17 protein-coding genes and 1 pseudogene are annotated in these 18,595 nt (G+C 68.7%); 9 read left to right on the forward strand and 9 right to left on the reverse strand.

Features of this window, described 5'->3' with window-relative positions; all coding sequences use genetic code 11:
* A pseudogene (locus tag CI785_RS06640) lies at positions 1–1,431 on the forward strand (hypothetical protein); the annotation flags it as partial.
* A gap of 81 nt (positions 1,432–1,512) precedes the next feature.
* On the opposite strand, the gene CI785_RS06645 reads toward CI785_RS06640, so the two are convergent.
* The 7 genes from CI785_RS06645 to CI785_RS06675 all read right to left on the reverse strand — a co-directional run bounded on the left by CI785_RS06645 (position 1,513) and on the right by CI785_RS06675 (position 10,211).
* The gene (locus CI785_RS06645) at positions 1,513–2,592 is read right to left on the reverse strand and encodes a Gfo/Idh/MocA family protein (protein ID WP_105031314.1); all 1,080 of its coding nucleotides are present in this window, start codon (positions 2,590–2,592) and stop codon (positions 1,513–1,515) included.
* A gap of 153 nt (positions 2,593–2,745) precedes the next feature.
* Positions 2,746–3,843 (reverse strand): substrate-binding domain-containing protein, encoded by a 1,098-nt coding sequence (locus tag CI785_RS06650; protein ID WP_105031624.1) that lies wholly within the window; start codon positions 3,841–3,843, stop codon positions 2,746–2,748.
* Positions 3,844–3,917: 74 nt separating this feature from the next.
* Positions 3,918–5,219, reverse strand: a complete 1,302-nt coding sequence (gene mmsB, locus CI785_RS06655; RefSeq protein WP_105031315.1) for a multiple monosaccharide ABC transporter permease — start codon at positions 5,217–5,219, stop codon at positions 3,918–3,920.
* 24 nt (positions 5,220–5,243) lie between these two features.
* On the reverse strand, positions 5,244–6,782 hold the full coding sequence (gene mmsA, locus CI785_RS06660) for a multiple monosaccharide ABC transporter ATP-binding protein (protein ID WP_105031316.1): 1,539 nt from the start codon (positions 6,780–6,782) through the stop codon (positions 5,244–5,246).
* Positions 6,783–6,907: 125 nt separating this feature from the next.
* Complete coding sequence (locus tag CI785_RS06665) at positions 6,908–8,131, reverse strand: ROK family transcriptional regulator (protein WP_105031317.1); 1,224 nt, start codon at positions 8,129–8,131, stop codon at positions 6,908–6,910.
* Positions 8,132–8,213: 82 nt separating this feature from the next.
* Positions 8,214–9,074 (reverse strand): formyltetrahydrofolate deformylase, encoded by an 861-nt coding sequence (purU, locus tag CI785_RS06670; protein WP_105031318.1) that lies wholly within the window; start codon positions 9,072–9,074, stop codon positions 8,214–8,216.
* Entirely contained in the window at positions 9,075–10,211 is a 1,137-nt protein-coding gene (locus CI785_RS06675) for an FAD-dependent oxidoreductase (protein ID WP_105031319.1), read from the reverse strand.
* 334 nt (positions 10,212–10,545) lie between these two features.
* On the opposite strand from CI785_RS06675, the gene glyA reads away from it, so the two are divergent.
* From glyA to CI785_RS06705, 6 genes are read left to right on the forward strand one after another with little or no spacing between them, the layout of a single operon-like run.
* Positions 10,546–11,853, forward strand: a complete 1,308-nt coding sequence (gene glyA, locus CI785_RS06680; protein ID WP_276308010.1) for a serine hydroxymethyltransferase — start codon at positions 10,546–10,548, stop codon at positions 11,851–11,853.
* Positions 11,847–12,038 carry a hypothetical protein gene (locus CI785_RS06685; protein WP_105031320.1) on the forward strand — a complete coding sequence of 64 codons (192 nt, stop codon included), beginning with the start codon at positions 11,847–11,849 and terminating at the stop codon, positions 12,036–12,038. Before glyA ends, CI785_RS06685 begins: the two co-directional genes overlap by 7 nt.
* On the forward strand, positions 12,013–12,906 hold the full coding sequence (locus CI785_RS06690) for a bifunctional methylenetetrahydrofolate dehydrogenase/methenyltetrahydrofolate cyclohydrolase (protein WP_105031321.1): 894 nt from the start codon (positions 12,013–12,015) through the stop codon (positions 12,904–12,906). Before CI785_RS06685 ends, CI785_RS06690 begins: the two co-directional genes overlap by 26 nt.
* Before the next feature lie 29 nt (positions 12,907–12,935).
* A complete protein-coding gene (locus tag CI785_RS06695) occupies positions 12,936–13,877 on the forward strand; it encodes an ABC transporter ATP-binding protein (protein ID WP_105031322.1) in 942 nt (313 codons plus the stop codon).
* Complete coding sequence (locus tag CI785_RS06700; protein ID WP_240615048.1) at positions 13,870–14,745, forward strand: ABC transporter permease; 876 nt, start codon at positions 13,870–13,872, stop codon at positions 14,743–14,745. The genes CI785_RS06695 and CI785_RS06700 overlap by 8 nt, the downstream gene beginning before the upstream one ends.
* A complete protein-coding gene (locus tag CI785_RS06705) occupies positions 14,742–15,575 on the forward strand; it encodes an ABC transporter permease (RefSeq protein WP_105031323.1) in 834 nt (277 codons plus the stop codon). Before CI785_RS06700 ends, CI785_RS06705 begins: the two co-directional genes overlap by 4 nt.
* A gap of 2 nt (positions 15,576–15,577) precedes the next feature.
* Here the strand turns inward: CI785_RS06705 and CI785_RS17270 are convergent, their stop codons facing one another.
* Together CI785_RS17270 and CI785_RS06715 are read right to left on the reverse strand one after the other, a co-directional pair.
* A complete protein-coding gene (locus CI785_RS17270; protein ID WP_170068221.1) occupies positions 15,578–16,252 on the reverse strand; it encodes a class F sortase in 675 nt (224 codons plus the stop codon).
* A 12-nt stretch (positions 16,253–16,264) separates the two neighbouring features.
* Positions 16,265–17,041 (reverse strand): hypothetical protein, encoded by a 777-nt coding sequence (locus CI785_RS06715; RefSeq protein WP_105031324.1) that lies wholly within the window; start codon positions 17,039–17,041, stop codon positions 16,265–16,267.
* A 171-nt stretch (positions 17,042–17,212) separates the two neighbouring features.
* Here CI785_RS06715 and CI785_RS06720 point away from each other — a divergent pair, with 171 nt between their 5' ends.
* Together CI785_RS06720 and CI785_RS06725 are read left to right on the forward strand one after the other, a co-directional pair.
* Positions 17,213–17,701 carry a hypothetical protein gene (locus tag CI785_RS06720; RefSeq protein ID WP_105031628.1) on the forward strand — a complete coding sequence of 163 codons (489 nt, stop codon included), beginning with the start codon at positions 17,213–17,215 and terminating at the stop codon, positions 17,699–17,701.
* A gap of 52 nt (positions 17,702–17,753) precedes the next feature.
* The gene (locus tag CI785_RS06725) at positions 17,754–18,578 is read left to right on the forward strand and encodes an exodeoxyribonuclease III (RefSeq protein ID WP_105031325.1); all 825 of its coding nucleotides are present in this window, start codon (positions 17,754–17,756) and stop codon (positions 18,576–18,578) included.
* Positions 18,579–18,595 lie beyond the last annotated feature (17 nt).

The raw sequence follows: 18,595 nt of genomic DNA on the forward strand, positions 1-18,595 counted from the left end.
AACTCGGTGTCGGTGATCGGGGATTCGTCTTCCACCGGCGGGTCCGAGGCGACCGGCTCGACCGGCGGCACAGCTCCTGCACCCGCTCCTGCACCGGCTCCCGCACCGGCCCAGGGCGGGCTGCTGGACGGCGGTCTACTGAACGCGAATGTGGTCTCGCCCGAGGCCGTGGTGCCGGTGAATGTGTCCGGTAACTCGGTGTCGGTGATCGGGGATTCGTCCTCGACCGGCGGGTCCGGTTCGACCGGTTCGACCGGTGGCACCACCGGGAGCACCGGCGGTAACACCGGCGGCACCACGGGTGGCACTACCGACTCGACGACCGGCGGCCTGCTGGACGGCATCCTCGATAACAACGTGATCTCGCCCGAGATCGTGGTTCCGGTCAACGTCGGCTGCAACGGGGTCGCCATCCTCGGTGACAGTGCTTCGGATTGCACGACCGGCTCGACCGGCAGCACCGGTGGGACGACCGGCGGCACCGGTGGCACTACCGACTCGACGAACGGCGGCCTGCTTGACGGCGGCCTGCTCGACGGCGGTCTGCTCAATGGGAATGAGATCTCGCCCGAGATCGTGGTCCCGGTCAACGTCGGCTGCAACGGGGTCGCCCTCCTCGGTGACAGTGTTTCGGATTGCACGACTGGTTCGACCGGCGGCACGACGGGCGGCAACACCGGCAACACCGGCGGTAACACCGGTGGCACTACCGACTCGACGAACGGCGGCCTGCTCGACGGCATCCTGGACAACAATGTGATCTCGCCCGAGATCGTCGTCCCGGTCAACGTCGGCTGCAACGGTGTCACCCTCATCGGTGACCGCAGCACCAACTGCGAATCAGGCGCAGAGGCACCGACCAACCCGACGATCCCGACGATCCCGACCAACCCGACCAACCCGACGACCCCGACGACCCCGACGACCCCGACGACCCCGACGACCCCGACCAACCCGGTTAACCCGACCACCCCTGAGGTCCCGGTTAACCCGACCACCCCTGAGGTCCCTGCCACCGGCGACAACGGAGGCACCGACGCTCCTGCCGACGGAGACAAGGGCGACGCCACGAACGACGGCGGAACGAACAACGGCGGGACGAACAACGGCGGGACGAACAACGGCGGGACGAACAACGGCGGCACCGACAACGGCGGAACAGATGACGGTGCTTCGATGGAAACGCCGGACGTCACGAACGCCGACCTCGTCTCGGTCACCGGCCCTGCCACCGCGCCTGGCACGCTCTCCGTGGCGAGCAGTGGCGTGAAGGTCACCGCGGCTGCCGATGCAGCAGCCACCACCGCTGCACCGAAGGCCCTGGCCTCCACGGGGTTCGCTGAGCAGCAGCTCCTTCTGCTCAGCTCGCTCCTGCTCCTCGCTGGAGCGGGCGGCCTGCTGGCTGCTCGCCGCCAGAAGGCGCGTGCCTAGCGCCGGCTGACGCGACACGAAAAAGGACGAGCCCCCGCAGCACACGCTGCGAGGGCTCGTCCTTCGTCCTGCCGCGGTGGGTCAGGCGGCGTCGTTCTCGTACCGCAGGCCGATCTGTGCCCGGACGCCGTCGAGCAGGCGCATCGTCTTCACTGTGTCGCCGACCGGCATCGTGGGACTCTCGGTCAGTCCCTGCTGGATGCAGCGCGTCACCTCGCGCAGCTCGTATGTGTACCCAGCGCCCACCTGCTCGAACTGCTCCACCCGGGCTTCTGCCTGACCGGCCTTGACGGTCAGTTCCTTCGGGTTGTGGAGGTTCCCGCCGCCGGTCTTCAGCCAGCCCTTAGACCCGCAGACGGTCGCCTGGCCGGGGCACGAGGCGATGAACGACGACGACAACTGCGCGTACGCCCCACTGCCATAGCTGAGGGTCAGGGCGGCCTGCAGGTCCACGCCGTCATCATTGAGGGTTCCCACGGCGGATACGGAATCGGGGAAGCCCAGGGACCCCAGCGCCCACGTGAGCGGGTACACCGTGAGGTCCATCAGGGCCCCGCCGCCGGCCTTCGGGTCCCACAGGCGGCTGTTCGGATCGTCGGGGGCGGCGAAGCCGAGGTCGGCCTGGACCCACCGGATGTCGCCCAGTTCTCCCGAGTGGATGATCTCCCAGGCGCGATTGACACTGGGGAGGAACCGCGTCCATACGGCCTCCATGAGGAACAGGCCGCTCCCGGCCGCGATCGCCGCCAGTTCCTCCGCCTCAGCGGCGGTGATCGTGAACGGCTTCTCGCAGAGCACGTGCTTCCCCCCGGCGAGGGCCGCCTTGGCCACCTCGTAGTGCTGTCCGTGCGGGGTGGTGATGTAGACGACGTCGACCTCGGGGTCGTCCACGAGCCGCTGGTACCCGGTTGTGCCGCCGTCGTTGCCGTAGCTCGTGGCGAACCCGAACTTCTCGGCGAATGCTGCGGCGCTCTCAGCGCTGCGCGAGCTCACCGCGTGGAGCACGGCGTCCTCGAGGAGGGCGATGTCCTGGGTGACCTTCGATGCGATGCCGCCCGTGGCGATGACGCCCCACTTGAGGGGACGGCCCGTCGCGACGACGGGGCTGGGAGCACCTGCTTCGGCGCAGGGGGGAACGGTGATGCGGTTCGGTGGGTTCATGGACCTATCCTTGCCGTCCGCGCGTGCCGCGTCCAGCACCCGGGGAGGACCGGGAGGCGGGCCCGGTGGAGCGCATGTGGCCGGGAACGACGAAGTGCCCCGGCCGGGGCCGGGGCACTTCGTCGTGATGCTGCGGAGAGGTCCGAGCAGGTGCTACTTGGTGAGCGCGGACAGCGTGGGATCGTTCGCGTAAGCTTCCGCGGCGTTGTCCTTCGTCACGATCTGCGGCTCGAGAAGGTAGGCGGGAACGGTCTTCACGCCGTTGTCGTAGGAGTCGGGATCGTTGATCTCGGGCTCCTCGCCGGCCTGCAGGTTGCCGACCATCTCGATGGCGTGCTCGACGAGGGCCCGCGTGTCCTTGTTGATCGTGGAGTACTGCTTGCCCTCCATGATCGACTTGACGGACTCGACCTCGGAGTCCTGCCCGGTCACAACCGGGAGGGTCTTGCCGGCACCGGCGACCGAGGTCAGGATGGCGCGGGCGAGCGTGTCGTTGGGGGAGAGGACGCCGTCGAGCTCGGTGGAGCCGTAGCTGCCCGAGAGCAGGGTGTCCATGCGGCGCTGGGCGTTCTCCGCCTTCCAGCCCTGGGTCACGGCCTGCTCGAAGCTCGTCTGACCCGAGACGACGACGAGGTTGCCGTTGTCGATCTCGGGCTGCAGGATGCTCATCGCACCGTCGAAGAACACCTTGGCGTTGGCGTCGTCGGGCGAGCCGGCGAACAGCTCGATGTTGTACGGTCCTTCGGGCTTGGCGGCCTTCATGCCGTCGAGGAGAGCCTGACCCTGCAGCTCACCGACCTGGAAGTTGTCGTACGCGACGTAGTAGTCGACGTTCTCGGTGTTGGTGAGCAGGCGGTCATAGGCGATGACGGTGATGCCGGCTTCCTTGGCCTGCGCCAGCTGGGTGCCGAGCTGGGCGCCGTCGATCGCGCCGACGACCAGGACCTTCACGCCATTGGTGATCATGGAGCTGATCTGGTTCTGCTGCTCGGAGACACCGCCGTTGGCGAACTGGACGTTCGGCTCGTAACCGGCCTCGGTCAGGCCGTCGTTGAAGAGCGTCTCGGCGAGAACCCAGTTCTCGGAGGTCTTCTGCGGAAGTGCGATGCCGATGGCGGACCCGGTCTCGAAGCCGGCGGCGGCGCCGTCGCCGCCCTCGGCCGCGGGAGCGGATTCTTCACGGCCGCACCCGGTCAGCGCCAGCGCTGATATGGCAGCCACGGCTGCAAGGGATTTTGCAAACTTACGCATGTGCATTCTCTTTCTTTTGCTCTTGCTCTTGTGGACGGATGACGCTTCGTGCCTGGGGTCGGCCGGTGCCGACCCTAGACGTCGTGGGAGATGACTTCCTTCGTCCCGACAGCCTGCTCGGTGGGTGCGGGCTGGGGCGCGGCAGTGGTGGCCTTCTTCGTGCCACCACCACCGCCGAGGTTCCTGGTGAGCAGGCCGATGATGGACGGCTTGCCCTGGATCTTGTTGTAGACGTCGAAGGCGACGGCGACGAGCAGGACGAGGCCTTTGATGATCTGCGTGAGGTCGGCGCCAATGCCGAGCAGCTGCAGTCCGTTGTTGAGGACGGCCATGACGAGGCCACCGATGATGGAACCGACCACGGTGCCGACGCCACCGGTCACTGCTGCGCCGCCGATGAACACCGCGGCGATGGCGTCGAGTTCCCACCCGGTGCCGTCGAACGGTCCGGAGGCGGTGGAGCGGCCCACGAAGATCATGCCGGCGAGAGCGGCGAGGATGGACATGTTCATCATGACCATGAAGTTGACCTTCTTGCTCTGCACGCCGGAGAGCTCAGCCGCATGGCGGTTGCCACCGACCGCGTAGACGTGCCGTCCGAGGATCGTCTTGTTGGAGATGAAGGCGTAGATGATGACGAGGATGCCCAGGATGATGCCGGGGATGGGGAACGAGGTCCCGGGACGGCCCGTCGCGAACAGGTAGGTCGCGTAGAGGATGACGGCCGAGAGCAGTGCGAGCTTGACGATCGGCACCCACATGGGGGGAAGGTCCGCATTGATCTTCTCGAGCTTGCGGCGGTTCTTGAACTCGCTGTAGATGACGAACGCGACCAGGGCGAAGCCGATGAGCAGGGTCAGGTTGTTGTAGCCGATGTTCGGGCCGACCTCGGGCAGGTAGCCCGCGCCGAGGTACTGGAAGCCCTCGGGGACGGGGACGGTGTTCGAATCACCGACCGCCTGGTTGGCGCCCCGGAAGATGAGCATGCCCGCGAGGGTGACGATGAACGCGGGTATCCCGACGTAGGCCACCCAGAACCCTTGCCAGATACCGATCACCGCGCCGAGCACCAGGCCGAGCACGACGCCCAGGTACCAGGGGATACCCCAGTCGCGCATGGCGATCGCGACGACGATACCGACGAACGCGGCGATGGAACCGACCGAGAGGTCGATGTGGCCGGCGATGATCACGAGCACCATGCCGATGGCCAGGATCAGGATGTAAGAGTTGCCGTTGAACAGGTTCATCATGTTGCCGGACGTGAGCGTCTTCCCGCCCGTGCGCCACTGGAAGAACACGACAAGCGCGACCAGGGCGAAGATCATCCCGAACTGGCGGGTGTTCCCGCCGAAGATTTGTTTTAGGGAATTCATGGTGTTCTTCCTTGGATGCTACGGTCAGGCAGATTTCCTGCTGGCGGTCATGAGTTTCATCAGGGATTCCTGGTTCGCTTCGTCCCGGGTCAGTTCGCCCGTGATGGCGCCCTCGAAGATCGTGTAGATCCTGTCCGACAGGCCGAGCAGCTCGGGCAGCTCCGAGGAGATGACGATGACGCCCTTCCCCTGCTCGGCGAGCTTCTGGATGATGCCGTAGATCTCGTACTTGGCGCCGACGTCGATTCCGCGGGTCGGTTCGTCGAGGATCAGGAGATCGGGGTCGGTGAACATCCACTTGGCCAGGACCACCTTCTGCTGGTTCCCGCCGGAGAGCTTTGCGACACCCTCGTTGACGCTCGGTGTCTTGGTCCTCAGCGTCTTGCGGTAGTCCTCGGCGACCCGGAACTCCTCGTCCCTGTCGACCACGAGCCCGCGGGTGATCCTCTTCAGGTCGGCGGAGACCGTGGTGGTCTTGATGTCGTCGAGCAGGTTGAGCCCGAGCGACTTGCGGTCCTCCGTCACGTAGGCGAGTCCGGCGTCGATCGCCTGGGGCACCGAGCGCAGCGTGACCTCCTTGCCGTTGATGAGGATCTGTCCGGACTTGAAGTTGCCGTACGAGCGCCCGAAGACGGATCGGGCCAGTTCGGTGCGTCCTGCGCCCATGAGGCCGGCGAATCCGACGATCTCACCGCGGCGGACGTGGAAGCTCGAGTTCTTGCACACCAGGCGGTCGGAGACCGTGGGATGGCCGACGGTCCAGTTGCGGACCTCGAAGAAGGTCTCGCCGATCGACGGGGTGTGGTCCGGGAAACGTGACTCGAGGGAGCGGCCCACCATGCCGCGGATGATGCGGTCCTCGTCGACGCCGTCGTTCTTGACGTGAAGCGTCTCGATCGACTTGCCGTCACGGATGATCGTGATGGAGTCGGCGATCTGCTCGATCTCGTTGAGCTTGTGCGAGATCATGATGCACGAGATGCCCTTGGAACGCAGGCCCGACATCAGGTCGAGGAGGTGCTGGGAGTCCGACTCGTTGAGGGCCGCGGTGGGCTCGTCCAGGATGAGCAGCTTCACGGACTTGTTGAGGGCCTTGGCGATCTCGACGAGCTGCTGCTTGCCGACCCCGATGTCCTTGACCTTGGTGGTCGGATCCTCGTTCAGGCCGACACGGGCCATGAGTTCCAGCGTGGTGTTGTTGACGTAGTCCCAGTCGATCACGCCGAAGCGGGTGGGCTCGTTGCCGAGGAAGATGTTCTCGGCGATGGACAGCTCGGGGATGAGTGCGAGCTCCTGGTGGATGATGACGATCCCGGCCGCTTCGCTGGACCGGATGTCCCTGAACTGGACCTCCTTGCCCTGGAAGACGATCTCGCCGGAGTAGTCGCCGTAGGGGTACAACCCGGACAGGACCTTCATGAGGGTGGACTTGCCGGCGCCGTTCTCCCCGCAGATGGCGTGGATCTCGCCGGCGGTGACCTCGAGGGATACGTCGGAGAGGGCCTTGACTCCCGGGAACTCCTTGGTGATGGAGCGCATCTCAAGGATGGTGTGGTTGTTCATGGAGCCTCCCGCAGTGACGGCGTTGTCTTGGTGCAGGCCCAACCTCGGCCCGAAAGAATTGAACACGCTGGGGCGCCTTGGCGTCAACTGTTGAACGCAATGCACGCGGAAAACAGATCAAATCTTTATGCGGAGCTCGCCAGCGCAGGGGTGAGTCCGGGGTGTGCCAGCACGATGGCTGCAGCGCCCAGGGCTTCGGCGCGATCGCCGAGGGATGACATGCACACGCTTGTCGTCTCGCCGATGATGGGGACCGCGTGGCGGGCCAGGCCGCGCCGCACGGGCTCGAGGAGGATGTCGCCGAGGCTGGTCAGCGGCCCCCCGATCACGATGGTCTCCGGGTTGATGATGTTGGCCACGTGCGCCAGGGCGCGTCCGATGGCCGCTCCGGCGTCGTCGATGACGCGCAGGGCCGCGGTGTCGCCGGCCAGGGCCCACTCGATGATGCGCTCGGCGTCCACGGTCTCGGTGCCGCCGCGGCCCAGCAGCTCGATCATCGTCGAGGTGGAGGCCACGGTCTCGAGGCACCCGCGATTGCCGCACCGGCAGATCACGCCCTGCTCGTTGATGGTGGTGTGCCCGAGCTCGCCGGTGACGCCCACGTTGCCGTAGAACAGCGACCCGTTCAGGACCATGCCGGAGCCGATCCCCGAGCCCACCTTGATGAACAGCAGGTTCTCCACCGCACTGTGCGGTCCCCAGGTCACCTGGGCGAGGGCGCCCAGGTTCGCGTCGTTGTCGATGAAGACCGGCACCTGCAGCCGTTCGCCGAAGGTCTCGTGCATGTTGATGCCCACCCACTCGGGCAGGATGGCGCCCTGCACGACGGTCCCGGTGCGACGGTCGATGGGCCCCGGGATGCCGATGCCGGCACCGAGGAGGGCGCGCCGGCTGATGCCGCCGTTCTCGAGCAGGGCATCGAGCAGGTCCGAGGCTGCCCGCAGCCCTTCCACGGCGCTGTGCCCGAGGGGCAGGCTGACGGACGCCTCCTGCAGGATCCGGTAGTTCGGGCTGGCCAGGACCACGCGGAGGTGGCGCCGCCCGATGTCGATCCCGGCCGCGACCTGCCCCTTGTCGTTGAGGATCACGGAGAGTGCCCGGCGGCCCGAGCTGGTGGTCGGGGCCGTGCTGACGATGCCGGTCGCGGTCATGACCTTCACGATGTTCGAGATCGTGGCGGTGGAGAGTCCGGTGGAGCGCGCGAGGGCTGCCTGCGTCTGGGGTCCGCCGCTCGTGAGGGCGGCGATCACCCGCCGCTGGTTCTGCTCCCGCAGTGCGGACTGCGAGCCCGGTTTGGGCAGGGCGGCGCTCAGGGGTGGCCTCGCCGTCGAGGGGGGATCTCCGGGCATGCACTCAGGTTGCCGCAGCGTTCCGTTGTAGTCAAGAAGTTAACGCTTGACGTCTGGTCCGATCCGCTCGGGCCGATGGCGGTCAATTGAAGACGATGGTCCGGCGCCCGTCGAGCAGCACCCGCTGCTCGGCATGCCACTGCACCGCCTGCACCAGTGCGCGCCCCTCGAGTTCACGCCCGATCGACGCCAGCTGCTCGGCCGTGCGCGCATGGTCCACGCGGATGACCTCCTGTTCGATGATCGGACCCTCGTCGAGGGCGGCGGTGACGTAATGCGCCGTGGCGCCGATCAGCTTGACGCCGCGGGCGTGGGCCTGGTGGTACGGCCGGGCACCCTTGAACGACGGCAGGAACGAGTGGTGGATGTTGATGGCGCGCCCGCGCAGGTCCTCGCAGAGCCCGTCGCTGAGGATCTGCATGTAGCGGGCGAGGACCACGAGCTCGATGCGGTGTTCGTCCATCAGGGCGCGCAGCGCCTCCTCCGCGTCCTGCTTGGTCCCGGGTGTGACGGGGATGTGGTGGAACTCGATGCCGTAGAACGCGGCGAGGCCCTCGAGGTCGCGGTGGTTGGACACGATCACGGGGATGTCGATGGCGAGGGTGCCCGACCGGTGCTGGAACAGGAGGTCGTTGAGGCAGTGCGCGGCCTTGGAGACCATGATCAGTGTGCGGGTGCGCCGGGCGGTCTCCGCGATGGACCACTGCATGCCGAACCCGGCGGCGACTGGTTCGAGGGCTGCCCGGAGGTCCTGCAGGGTGGCCCCGGTGGTGAGTTCGACCCTCATGAAGAAGGTGCCTGTGTCGGGGCTGCCGTACTGCTGCGACTCCGTGATGTTGGCGCCGATGCCGACCAGGGCACCGGAGACGCCATGGACGATTCCTGGCCTGTCGGGGCAGGACAGCGTGAGGGAGTATGAGCTGGGTGCGTCGGGGGAGTCCACCTAAGCCAGCGTACCGGTAGCCTCCGGGCGGGGTGCGAGGTCCCGCAGCCGGTCCATGGCCGCCATCGCGGCCGCACGGCCGGCCCTGGAGGCGCCGAGGGTGGAGGCCGACGCGCCGTAACCCACCAGCAGGAGCCGGGGTTCCCGCGCGACCTGCACGCCGTCTGTCCGGATCCCGCCACCGGGCTCCCTCAGCCGCAGCGGTGCGAGGTGGTCCAGGGCGGCCCTGAAGCCGGTCGCCCAGAGGACGGCGTCGATGGGCTCCTCGGAGCCGTCGGCGAAGACGGCCGTGTGCTCGCGCAGCCCGGCGAGCGGCCCACGTGAGACGAGGACGCCGGCGTCGATCCCTGCCCGGTACTGCGGGGTGAGGGGCAGCCCGGTCACCGATACCACGCTGGCGGGCGGGAGTCCCGCGCTCGTCCGGGCGCTGACCTCCGCTTCCACCTCGCGTCCCCATTCGGGGTCGAACGGACGGCGCGTGAAGGCCGGCGGGCGGCGTGTGGACCAGAGAGGGGTCGCTCCGGCCTCGGAGAGCTGCAGCAGGAACTGGGCGGCGGATGTCCCACCGCCCACCACGAGCACGCGCCGGCCCGTGAACTCGGCCGCCGACCGGAAGTCGTGCGTGTGCAACTGCCGGCCGCCGAAGACGTCGCGGCCCGGGTAGTAGGGCCAGTACGGGCGGTCCCACGTGCCCGTCGCGCTGATGACGACGTCGGTGATCCAGGTGCCGCCCGTCGTCGTGACCCGCAGGGGGCCGACGTGTCCGCCGGTGTCCTCGGACTCCACGCGGAGCACGCGGACGGGGCGGAGGACGGGCAGGGCGAACTCGCGCTCGAACGCACCGTAGTAGCGGTTCACGACGTCGGAGGCCGGCTCGTCCGGGTCCGGCGTCGCGAGGGGGAAGCCGGGCAGGCTGTGCAGCGCGTGGGCGGCCCCGAAGGTCAGGGCGGGCCAGCGGTGGAGCCAGGCTCCGCCGGGAGCCGGATTGGCGTCGAGCACCACGAAGTCGCGGTGCGGTGCGAGGCCCCGCCTCACCAGGTGGTAGGCACTGCTCAGCCCCGCCTGGCCGGCGCCGATCACGACCACGCGCACGCGGTGCACCAACGGCTCCGCCTCGTCCTGTCCCGTCCCGCGCATGGTCTCCGGCCTCCCAGGTCCGGCGCCGTCCGTCGGCCCGCCGTCCCACTGATCGGGAACGGCCCGGCCGTGCGCGGTATTCCGGGTCCCGGTCCCGGTGGCGACGCGGCCCGCGGTGCAGCTAGCATGGGAGCGTCGCGACTGGCGTAGGGTGGGCAACCACCAGGAAGCGGCGCGGAACCAGGACCTCCGGGAGGTCCTGTGTCTCCAGTGCAGACCACGGATCGCACGCCTGGGCCGCGGGTCACGTTTCACGTTTCGGCCGGACGGACACAGGTCCGCCGGTCTGCGACGCACGCTGACCCCTTTGCGAGACCCAGAGAAGGATCAACAGATGACCACCTCGCCCATGGCGCCGTCCCACGCTGCCGCTGATTCCGTCACCAATGCGCCCCTGTCCGAGGTGGACCCGGAGATCGCCGCCGTCCTCCGCGACGAGCTCGCCCGGCAGCGGGACACCCTCGAGATGATCGCCTCGGAGAACTTCGCCCCCCGCGCCGTCCTCGAGGCCCAGGGCAGCGTCCTCACCAACAAGTACGCCGAGGGCTATCCCGGACGCCGCTACTACGGCGGGTGCGAACACGTGGACGTGGCGGAGAACCTCGCGATCGAGCGTGTCAAGGCGCTCTTCGGGGCGGAGTTCGCCAACGTCCAGCCGCACTCCGGCGCCCAGGCCAACGCCGCCGCCCTCTCGGCGATGATCAAGCCCGGCGACAAGATCATGGGCCTTTCTCTCGCCCACGGCGGGCACCTGACCCACGGCATGAAGCTCAACTTCTCGGGCAAGCTCTACGAGGTCGCCGCCTATGGCGTGGAGGAGGACACCCACCGCCTCGACATGGAGCGCGTCCGCGAGCAGGCCCTCGCCGAGAAGCCCCAGGTCATCATCGCCGGGTGGTCGGCCTATCCGCGCCAGCTCGACTTCGCTGCCTTCCGGACCATCGCGGACGAGGTCGGCGCGCTCCTGTGGACCGACATGGCGCATTTCGCAGGCCTCGTGGCCGCCGGCGTGCACCCCAGCCCGGTCCCGCACTCCGACGTCGTCACCTCCACCGTGCACAAGACCCTCGCCGGGCCGCGCTCGGGAATGATCCTGGCGAAGCAGGAGTGGGCCAAGAAGATCAACTCGAACGTCTTCCCCGGGCAGCAGGGCGGCCCGCTGATGCACGTCATCGCCGGCAAGGCCACGGCCTTCAAGATCGCCGGCTCCGCTGAGTTCAAGGAACGCCAGGACCGCGTGCTCGAGGGCGCGCGGATCATCGCCGAGCGCCTCACCGCGTCCGACGTCGCCGAGCACGGCGTCTCGGTCCTCACCGGCGGTACCGAGGTACACCTCGTCCTGGTGGACCTGCGCAACTCGTCCCTCGACGGCCAGCAGGCCGAGGACGTGCTGCACTCGGTCGGCATCACGGTCAACCGCAACGCCGTCCCCTTTGACCCCCGCCCGCCGATGGTCACCTCCGGCCTCCGCATCGGTACCCCGGCGCTCGCGACGCGGGGGTTCGGCGCCGCCGAGTTCACCGAGGTCGGCGAGATCATCGCCGCCGCCCTGAAGCCTTCGCCCGACGTCGAGGCCCTCCGCGCCCGGGTGTCCGCCCTCGCCGCCGACTTCCCGCTCTACCCGGGCCAGGAGGAGTGGTAGGCCCGTTCCCGCCCGGCGCCCTGGCCTCGCAGGCCGCGGCGTCGACGGATTTCGACATCCCCGCTCGGGAGTGCTGTTTCACGGGCTGCTGCGACCGCGGCAAGGCCTTCCTGCTCGAGCAACTGGACCCGCTACCGCACGACGACGAGGACGATCCACATGAGCACGACAGCCCGCATCCTTGACGGCAAGGCCACCGCAGTCCTGATCAAGGCCGAACTCGCCGAGCGCGTGTCGGCGCTGCGCCAGCGCGGCGTCACGCCCGGGCTCGGGACGGTCCTCGTCGGGGACGATCCCGGCAGCGCCTCCTACGTGGCCGGCAAGCACCGCGACTGCGCCGAGGTGGGCATCACCTCGGTGCGGCGGGATCTGCCGGACACCATCACGCAGGAGGAACTCGAGGCGGTCCTCGACGAGCTGAACGCCGACGACGCGACGACCGGCTACATCGTGCAGCTGCCGCTCCCTGCGCATATCGACACGAACGCGATCCTCGAGCGCATCGATCCGGCGAAGGACGCCGACGGCCTGCACCCCACCAATCTGGGCAGGCTGGTGCTCAATGTCAACGCGCCCATGGAGTCGCCGCTGCCCTGCACCCCGCACGGCATCGTGGAACTCCTGCTGCGGCACGACGTCGCCCTCAAGGGCCTCGACGTGCTCGTGGTCGGGCGGGGCGTGACGGTGGGTCGTCCGCTGGGACTGCTGCTGACCCGCAAGCAGATCAACGCGACCGTGACCCTCGCGCACACCGGCACCGCGGACCTCGCCGACCACCTCGGACGCGCCGACGTCGTCGTCGCCGCCGCGGGGATACCGCACATGATCCCGGCGGAGCAGCTGAAGCCCGGAGCGATCGTGCTCGACGTGGGGGTGAGCCGCGTCGAGGACCCGGTGACGGGCAAGGCGAAGCTGACGGGCGACGTCGACCCCGCCGCGGCGTCGGTGGCCGGCTGGCTCTCCCCGAATCCCGGCGGCGTGGGCCCCATGACCCGGGCCATGCTGCTGACCAACGTCGTCGACGCCGCCGAACGCCGGGCGGCCTCCGTCTAGCACCGACCGGCGTCGCCTAGGCTGAGCGGGTGCCTACACCTCCCGCCGGTCCGCCGGTCATCTCCGCGCACCAGCTCAGCAAGCACTACGCCGACTTCAAGGCCGTGGACGGCATCTCCTTCGAGGTCCCGGCAGGTGAGTCGTTCGGCCTGCTCGGCCCCAACGGCGCGGGCAAGTCGACCACCATGCGCATGATCGGCGGTGTCTCCCAGCGCACCTCCGGACAGCTCACCATCATGGGCCTGGACCCGCAGGAGCACGGGCCCGAGGTGCGCGCGCACCTCGGCGTCGTGCCCCAGCAGGACAACCTCGACGAGGAACTGCGCGTGCGCGACAACCTGATCGTGTACGGACGCTACTTCGGGCTCCCCCTGAGCTACCTCAGGCCGAAGGCCGACGAGCTGCTGGAGTTCGCGCAGCTCACGGACAAGGCCGGCGCGAAGGTCGACGCCCTCTCCGGCGGCATGAAGCGGCGCCTGACCATCGCCCGCTCGCTCATCAACGAGCCGAAGATCCTCCTGCTGGACGAACCGACCACGGGCCTGGACCCGCAGGCACGGCACATCCTGTGGGACCGCCTGTTCCGGCTCAAGGAGTCCGGCGTGACCCTGATCCTCACCACGCACTACATGGACGAGGCGGAGCAGCTGTGCGACCGGCTCGTCGTGGTCGACAAGGGCCGGATCATGGCCGAGGGGTCGCCGGCGCAGCTCATCCGCGAGCACTCCACGCGCGAGGTCCTCGAGCTGCGGTTCGGGTCCGAGCGCAACACCACCGTCGCCGCGGAGCTGCAGGGGATCGGCGAGCGGCTCGAGCCGCTGCCGGACCGCGTGCTCATCTACGCGCACGACGGCGAGGCGGCGCTCGAGCAGGTGATCGCGCGCGGGCTGCGGCCTCTCACGTCCCTCGTGCGCCGGTCCTCGCTCGAGGACGTCTTCCTGCGCCTGACCGGGAGGAGCCTCGTTGACTGAGCGCACCACCGACGGCTCGCAGGAGGCCGCCGTCCTCGCGCCGTACCGCCTGCACGCCCACAAGCCGGAGGTGTCGGCGCGCCGTGCGCGGGCGTTCGGCTCCTGGTACTACGCCGAGCACGTCCTGCGCTCGATGACCAGCTACCGCTGGACCCTGCTCGCCTCCAGCGTCGGGACCCCGGTGATGTACCTCTTCGCCATGGGCGTGGGCCTCGCCACGCTCGTGGACCGGAACGCCGGCGAAGCGTTCGGGGGCGTCAGCTACCTCGCGTTCATCGCCCCGGCCCTGCTGGCCTCGGCGACCATGATGACGGCCGCCACCGAGTTCACCTACCCCGTGATGGACGGGTTCAAGTGGAGGAGGGTCTACTACGGCCCCCATGCCTCGCCCCTGACACCGGGGCAGATCGTCAACGGCCACGTCCTGGCGGTCACGGTCCGCCTGACGGCCACGACCCTCGTGTACTTCCTGATCGTCGCGCTCTTCGGTGCTTCGCCGTCGGCCACCGGTATCGCGGCCGTGCCCGTCGCGGTGCTCAGCGGGCTGGCGTTCGGTCTGCCGCTGTTGGCCTACGCGGCGAGCATCGAGGAGGACAGGGGGCAGTTCGCCCTCGTGATGCGCTTCCTGGTGACGCCGCTGTTCCTCTTCTCCGGGACCTTCTTCCCGCTGGACACCCTCCCGGTGTTCCTCCGCTGGATCGGCTGGATCTCACCCCTGTGGCACGGGACCGAACTCGGCCGCGCCCTCACCTACGGCCAGGACCTGCCCGCCTGGCTCGCCGCCGTCCACGTGCTGTACCTGCTGGTGCTGGCCGTCGTCGGCCTGCGCCTGGCGCGCTCCGTCTACACCAGGAGGCTCGGCAAGTGAGTACGCAGCTCACCGCACGGGACTACGCGCTCTCGGGGTCCACGCGGCCCCTGGCGGCGCTGTACTCGCGCAACGCCAGGGCCGTGATCGCGCGCGGCCTCCTCGCCACGCGCAGCAGCAACTGGCTGATCATGGTGTCGGGCTTCTTCGAGCCGGTGCTCTACCTCGTGTCCATGGGCGTGGGGCTGGGCGCGCTCGTGGGCACGGTCGAGGGGCCGGGCGGGCAGGAGATCAGCTACGCGGCCTACATCGCGCCCGCGCTGCTCGCCGTCTCGGCGATGAACGGCGCCGTGTACGACAGCACATGGAACGTCTTCTTCAAGATGAATTTCGCGAAGCTCTACCAGGGGATGCTGTATACCTCCCTCGGCCCGTTGGACGTGGCGATCGGGGAGATCTTCCTGGCCCTGCTGCGCGGTGCCATGTATGCCACCGGGTTCACCGCGGTCATGGCGCTCATGGGGCTGATCACCACACCCGTGGCACTGCTGGTCATCCCGGCGTCGGTGCTGATCGCCTTCGGGTTCGCGTCCTTCGGGATGGGCATCACGAGCTTCATGAAGACGTTCCAGCAGATGGAGTGGATCAACTTCGTGATGCTGCCGATGTTCCTGTTCTCGGCCACCTTCTATCCGCTCAGCGTGTACCCGCAGGGCATCCAGTGGTTCATCCAGGCACTGCCCCTGTGGCACGGGGTGGAGTTGCTGCGCCAGATCAGCGTCGCGTCGTTCACGCCCGCCACGATCGTCCACCTCTGCTACTTCCTCGTGATGATCGCGGTCGGCATGCTCCTGACCACGCTGCGGTTGCGCACGCTGTTCCTGAAGTAGCGTCAGACCACCAGGGTCGCGTAGACCACGTAGTTGTCGTCGAACTCGCCCGTGTCCGGGTTGTAGCCGTCGCAGGTGATGAGGCGCAGCTCCGAGCCCGGCGTGTTGCCGTACACCGTGAGGGTGGGGAACTCGTCCTTCTCGTAGGCCTCGCCGCGCTGGAACTCGAAGACAGCCGTGGTCCCGTCCTCCCGGATCACGTTGATGCGGTCACCGGTCCTCAGGGCACGGAGGTCGGCGAAGACGCCCTTGCCGCCGTCGGTGGCGTTCACATGCCCGAGCATCACCGCGGGGCCGCGGTCACCGGGGGTGGGGGACTGGTTGTACCAGCTCGCGGGGGCGCCCGGGCCGTCCGGCGGGACCTCGAGGCTCCGGTTCTCGCGCAGGCCGAGGCTCAGCAGGTCCGTGCGGACATCGATCGACGGGATCTCCAGCGTCACCGGCGCGGAGGCGGGAAGCACCGCGGGTGCGTCGGGAGCCGGGGAAACGGCGGGGGCCGGAGGAGCGGCGGGGGCCGGGGGAGCGGTGGACGGCGTGGGCGTGCTCGCCGGGCTACTGGCCGCCGGGGATGCCGGAGCAGGTCCGGGGGCGTCGGTGCCGCACCCGGCGATGAGGAGAAGAACGGCCACCGCCGGGGCCGTGAAGCCCCAGCGGTGGCCGATCGCCTTACTGGTCACGAGGGACCAGGACTAGGCGTTCGCTGCTGCGCGGCGGCGGACGGCGAAGGTGCCGCCGGCTGCTGCGGCGAGGACGAGCCCGCCGCCGAGGGCGATCATGCCCGTGGAGGAGGAGGACTCGGTGGCCACACCGGTGTCCGCTCCGCCGGAGGGCATGGCGCCCATCTGGGTCTTCACGAGCGTGCCGCACAGTGCGGGCGAGGTGGCGCCGAGGGGCAGCTCGGGAGCGATCTCGGAGGGGCTGCTGAAGACCTCGGTGGAGACGCCCGCGGTCGCGGGATCCAGGCCGTGCACGACGACGACGGCGACGCCGTCCTCGAGTGACTTCTGGGTCGCGGCGTCGAGAGTGATGGTGCGCTGGACGGAGTAGGTGCCGCCCTGGCCGCCGAGCTGCAGGTTGAGGCCCTCAGCAGGGGTGGTGGCGCCGGAGGTGGTGAGGGTGGTCTGGATGGCACCGTAGCCCGGTACGCCCTCGGCGACGTTGACGATGCCGTCGCCATTGGCGTCGTCGGCCGGAGTGGGGCACTTGCCGGCCGCTCCGCCGTGGATGTGCTGGACATGCGGGTACGGCGCGTCCATGAAGGTCTGCGCGAGGCCGGACACCTGCAGGTTGACGGTGGCCTGGTTACCGACGACGTCGACGGTGATGCTGCCGGTGCCCGTGGTGCCGTTGAGCTGGCCCAGCGTGGACGAGTAGCTGGCGTCGGCCGCCGTTGCGGGGGCTCCCGCCATGGCGACGGCGCCGAGTGCGAGGGCGGGTACTGCCAGGAGACGCATCTTCTTGTTCATGGGGTGATTCCTCCGTAGTGCGAGTGAGGCGCACCGTGGGGCGCGCGTACCTGTTCTTCGGCGTGATCTGCGTTACGGATGGGAGATCTGGGGAAAGTCTTCGAGAAGGCTGACAGTTCGCCCGCGGTGGAAGGCGCCGGGGCGGAACGGGCCATGGGGAAGAATGATGGCATGCAGTCACTAGGGAGTAATGAACGGCCCGCGGGCCGGGGTCTGAGCATGCGCATGGGCAGTGCCGGTATGGCCGTCATGCTGGTCGTGTTCCTGGTCGCCGTGGTCTTCGCGGCGAACCAGAACGACGTCGTCGGCTGGCTGGTGGTGATCATCTCGCTCGGATGGCTCCTGATCTTCAGCTTCGTCGTCTTCAGTCTGCGCTCGGCAGCGCGCAAGGCCGCCGCCCGGCTGCAGGGACACGGTGCCTTCGGGGCGCCAGGCCAGTCCACGGCGGGCCCGACCGCCACCGACCGTGCACGGGATCTGAAGCTCGACCACAGCTTCAAGATCGTGCAGGTGCAGGTGGGCGTGGTCCGCGACTACCTGGGCAAGGACGAGGGGATGGTGGAGCGAGCGCTCGAAACGATCGAGATCACCTCGCACAACGCCCGCTCCATGATGAAGGGCTCGAGCGAGGGCCCCGTCGAGGGCACCGTCGTCGAGTGAGGGCCGTCCCACCGGCCGCACCTCGGGCGGCCCGCGGGGTAAGGTTGATCGGGTGAGTCCGGCACCGAACCCTCCGCAGAAACCCCTGCGCATCGCCTCCGTGAACGTCAACGGAATCCGCGCCGCCTACAAGCGCGGGATGCAGGACTGGCTGGGCGGGCGCGACGTCGACATCCTCTGTCTGCAGGAGGTCCGCGCACCCGACGCCGTCGTCCGCAGCCTCCTCGGGGAGGGCTGGCACATCCTGCACACCGAGGCCGAGGCCAAGGGCCGCGCCGGTGTTGCCATCGCCTCGCGCCGGGCCCCCGTCGCGACACGCACGTCCATCGGCGACAGCTACTTCGACACGGCCGGCCGGTGGGTCGAGGCCGACCTCGACGTCGACGGCGCGAGTCTCACCGTGGTGAGCGCCTACGTGCACTCCGGCGAGGTCGGCACCCAGAAGCAGGACGACAAGTACCGCTTCCTCGACGCGATGACCACCCGCCTGCCGCAGCTCAGGGACGGCGCCGACCACGCCGTGGTCATGGGCGACCTCAACGTGGGCCACACCGAGCTGGACATCCGGAACTGGAAGGGCAACGTCAAGAACGCCGGGTTCCTCCCCGAGGAACGCGCCTACTTCGACCGGTTCTTCTCGGACGAATGCGGTTTCCTCGACGTGGCCCGGCTCCTCGCCGGGGACGTCGACGGGCCGTACACCTGGTGGTCCTGGCGGGGCAAGGCCTTCGACAACGACACCGGCTGGCGTATCGACTACCAGCTCGCCACGCAGGCCCTCGCGAAGAGCGCACTGAGCGCAGAGGTCGACAGGGCCCCGAGCTGGGACACACGGTTCTCCGACCACGCCCCGCTCGTCGTCGACTACCAGATCTAGACCACAGGACAGCCTCC

The organism is Arthrobacter ruber (assembly GCF_002954225.1).
GTDB classification, from domain to species: domain Bacteria; phylum Actinomycetota; class Actinomycetes; order Actinomycetales; family Micrococcaceae; genus Arthrobacter_D; species Arthrobacter_D ruber.

Excerpts from the sequence above, each read along its gene's own strand:
- CI785_RS06645 (WP_105031314.1), bottom strand. The coding sequence starts at position 2,592 with ATGAACCCACCGAACCGCATCACCGTTCCCCCCTGCGCCGAAGCAGGT.
- CI785_RS06650 (WP_105031624.1), bottom strand. The coding sequence starts at position 3,843 with ATGCGTAAGTTTGCAAAATCCCTTGCAGCCGTGGCTGCCATATCAGCG.
- mmsB (WP_105031315.1), bottom strand. The coding sequence starts at position 5,219 with ATGAATTCCCTAAAACAAATCTTCGGCGGGAACACCCGCCAGTTCGGG.
- mmsA (WP_105031316.1), bottom strand. The coding sequence starts at position 6,782 with ATGAACAACCACACCATCCTTGAGATGCGCTCCATCACCAAGGAGTTC.
- CI785_RS06665 (WP_105031317.1), bottom strand. The coding sequence starts at position 8,131 with ATGCCCGGAGATCCCCCCTCGACGGCGAGGCCACCCCTGAGCGCCGCC.
- CI785_RS06675 (WP_105031319.1), bottom strand. The coding sequence starts at position 10,211 with ATGCGCGGGACGGGACAGGACGAGGCGGAGCCGTTGGTGCACCGCGTG.
- glyA (WP_276308010.1), top strand. The coding sequence starts at position 10,546 with ATGACCACCTCGCCCATGGCGCCGTCCCACGCTGCCGCTGATTCCGTC.
- CI785_RS06690 (WP_105031321.1), top strand. The coding sequence starts at position 12,013 with ATGAGCACGACAGCCCGCATCCTTGACGGCAAGGCCACCGCAGTCCTG.
- CI785_RS06715 (WP_105031324.1), bottom strand. The coding sequence starts at position 17,041 with ATGAACAAGAAGATGCGTCTCCTGGCAGTACCCGCCCTCGCACTCGGC.
- CI785_RS06720 (WP_105031628.1), top strand. The coding sequence starts at position 17,213 with ATGCAGTCACTAGGGAGTAATGAACGGCCCGCGGGCCGGGGTCTGAGC.